General features: G+C 66.9%; 2 protein-coding genes and 1 pseudogene. All 3 read right to left on the reverse strand.

All coding sequences use genetic code 11. The features are described from left to right. Positions 1-572, reverse strand: a pseudogene (locus ACIQ67_RS20360) (hypothetical protein); the annotation flags it as partial. Next, positions 563-2,311: an FAD-dependent oxidoreductase gene (locus ACIQ67_RS20365; protein ID WP_397536196.1), complete on the reverse strand. Its 1,749-nt coding sequence runs from the start codon at positions 2,309-2,311 to the stop codon at positions 563-565. The pseudogene ACIQ67_RS20360 and the gene ACIQ67_RS20365, both read right to left, overlap by 10 nt. A gap of 3 nt (positions 2,312-2,314) precedes the next feature. Next, positions 2,315-3,124, reverse strand: an 810-nt coding sequence (locus tag ACIQ67_RS20370; protein WP_397536197.1) for an SDR family NAD(P)-dependent oxidoreductase, incomplete at its 5' end; no start/stop codon positions are given.

A 3,124-nucleotide genomic window follows, 5' to 3' on the forward strand; every position in this document is an offset into this window, starting at 1 on the left:
CAGCCGCCGTTCGCGTCCACCAGCAAGCGGCTATTCCGTAAGGCGCCGGCCACGGCCTCCAGGCGTTCGGGATCCAGGCCATCGGCGGCGCCCAGCTTCAGCTTCACCCAGTGCGGGGCCTTCAATGACTGGGCTTGAGACTCCATGGCTTGAGGGGTGCCCAGGCCGATGGTTGGCACCACCGGCACGGTACGCTGCGCCACATCGTCCCAGCCCGCTAGTGTCCAGGCGCGGCGGCCCAAGCGCTTGGCGTCCATGTCCCACAGTGCGCAGTCGATGGCGTTGCGAAGGGGCGTGTTGGGCAGCAGGCTGGCCAGGTTCTCGCGCTCCAGTCCGCGCAGCCAGCTGGGCGGATGGCCATTGTCCGCGCCGGGGTGGGTCAATCTATGTTCAGCGAGCAGGTGGTGCGCAACTTCAGCATCCCACTCATGCGGTTCACACTCGCCCAGGCCTGTGTGGCCGTCAGCATCGTGCAAACACACGGTAACTGTCAGGCTGTCCACAAATGTCCGACGCGAGATGGTGAACGGCTCGCGCAGCGGCCATCGCTGTATCACGGCGCTCAGTTGCATGGCGTCCCACCCACAGTCGCCTCGGCGGCGCGGCGCCCGGCCAGGTAGCCATAGACCATGGCGGCCCCGACTGTGATGCCAGCCGCAGGGTAGGTGCCGCCCATGAAGCTGGCAGCGTCGTTGCCCACGGCGTATAGGCCGGCGATCGGGGCTCTTTTGGCGTCGAGCACCTCGCCGTGCGCCGCAGTCGCAAGCCCGACGAAGGTGCCGATGTCACCGGGCCACAGGCGCACCGCATGGAAGGGGCCTTGCCTAAGAGACCCGAGGCAGGGGTTGGGCGTGTGCGTTGCGTCGCCGTTGGCGCGGTCGTAGGGGTCGGCGCCGCGGTTGAAATCGGCATCCGTGCCTGAGCGCGCCAAGGTGTTGAAGTGGGTCACCGTATCCATCAGCGTCGCCGCAGGCATCTGCAGACGTGCCGCCAACTCTGCAAGGCTCGGCGCGGACACCAGATAGCCGCTGCGCTGCCACGCGCCCAACGGCAGCGGTGCGGGAGGTGCCGCGCCCAGGCCGTAGCAGCGCTGCGCACGGTGATCGGCGATCAGCCAGAACGCGGGCTCATCCGGCCCGGTGCCGGCCACACCCAGCATGGCGTGGACGAAGTCGTGGTATGAGGCCGCTTCGTTGGTGAAGCGACGGCCCTCGTGCGTGACCGCAATGATCCCGGGCTTGGCGCGGTCGATGTAGTGGGGAAAGCCGACCACGCCACCACCGGGCTGCGGAACCAGCGAGACGGGTGTCCACGCCGCAGGGCGAGACAGTCCGGTCTGCAAAGCGGCGCCCACGGCCTGCGCCAGCCCCAGGCCATCACCCGTGTTGCTGCTGGGCGCCAGCGTGTGGTGTGTGCGGCCTTGCTGCACGTGCGGATAGAAGCGCTCTCGCAATTCGCGCGCGCCCGGAAAGCCGCCGCACGCCAGCACCACGCCGCGATGCGCGCGGTAGTGCACGGTACGACCTTCCATCTGCACGACCGCACCGCTGACTCGCGCCGGCGCCGCCTCGTCCATCGTCAGGGAGGCGACGCGTGCACCGGTCAAGACCGGAATGCCACGCCGCTTTGCCGCTGCCCACAAGGCTGCGATCACGCCGTTGCCGTTGGCCAGGCGCAGCCCACGTGGGTGTCCGGTGGCTCGTTCCAATGCGTATCGCGCTACAAGGCCTGCGACCTTCAGGGTGGATCGCAGGGAGCGACCCACCTTGAAGAAATGAGGCAGGTCCTCTCCGGCAATCGTCATGCCGCCCCAGAGCATGGTGGTGGACAGGGGCATGCGCAAGCGCACAAGGTCCTTGCCCAGGATGCGCCCATCGACGATGCCTGCCTTCAAGGCGCGCACACCCGAGCTCGCGCCGGGCATTTTCTGGTGGTAGTCAATAGAGCCAGTGGCTAGCACATAGCGCACGCCCATCTCTTTCTCGGCGAAGGCCAACGCGGCGGCGGAGTGGTTGACATACGCGCGGGCCCGCTCGCGTTCAAAGGCGGCGCCGGCAGCAGCTTCAATGTAGGCCAGGGCGTCTTCCGGTGAATCGTGCAGTCCCGCTTCTTTTGCCTGTCGATTACCCGGGATCCAAACCATCCCTTCAGACAAGGCCGTGGTACCGCCAATGGTCTCGGTTTTCTCCAGCAGGACGACCTTCAGCCCTGCCTGGGCGGCTGACAGCGCGGCCATGAAACCCGCTGCCCCTGAACCCACCACAAGAAGATCACATTCCACCGCCTCGGTGGACGAACTTAGTCGACTCATCTGTCAAGCCTTGGGCAAGGCGGCTTTCGCGGCACCGAAGTAGGCCAGGCCCGTGCTGAGCAGGCCGCCGTCGACGTACAGCGTCTGACCGGTTGTCCAGGTGGACTCGGCCAGGAATTGCACCGCACGCGCAATCTCGTCGGCCTGGCCAAAGCGGTTCAAGGGCACCCGCTCGAGGTCATGCCGCAAGACTTCGGGGTCGGAGCGGGTCTTGGCCATGGACTGGCCGTCGGCCGCAGGGGGCGCCTCGATGAGGCCCGGCCCCACGCCGTTGACCAACACGCCGTAGGGCGCCAATTCCACCGCCAGGCTTTGGATCAAGGAGGCCTGCGCCCCCTTTGTGACGCAGTAGGCCAGTTCCGCGGCCCAACCCTGTGCAGCTGCCACCGACGTGATAACGACGATACGGCCTGCGCCGGCCTTGGCCATGCGCTTTGCGGCCGCCTGACACACCAGCGTGGTACCTACGACATTGATGTCCAGCATCCGCTTCAGGCTCTCAGCCTCCAGCTCGAAGAAGGGCGCGGCCTTGCTGATGGCTGCGCAACACACCAGCGCATCGGGCGCTGCGCCGCCGAAGGCCTCATCCACGGCATCGAAGGCCTGGGTGATCGCCTTCGGGTCGGCGAGATCGAGAGGCACCCACTGGGCATGACCATCGCACAGGGTCTGTGTACGCGCACCATCGGCGCGGTCGAGGTTGACCACCTCGGCACCGGAGGAGGTAAACGCTCGGGCAATGGCCTGCCCGATGCCGTTGGACGCGCCCGTGATGACGACGCGACGAATCGATCCGTGACTCATGGCTGGGGC

The sequence above is a fragment of the Roseateles sp. genome (genome assembly GCF_044373315.1).
GTDB lineage: Bacteria > Pseudomonadota > Gammaproteobacteria > Burkholderiales > Burkholderiaceae_C > JACDQM01.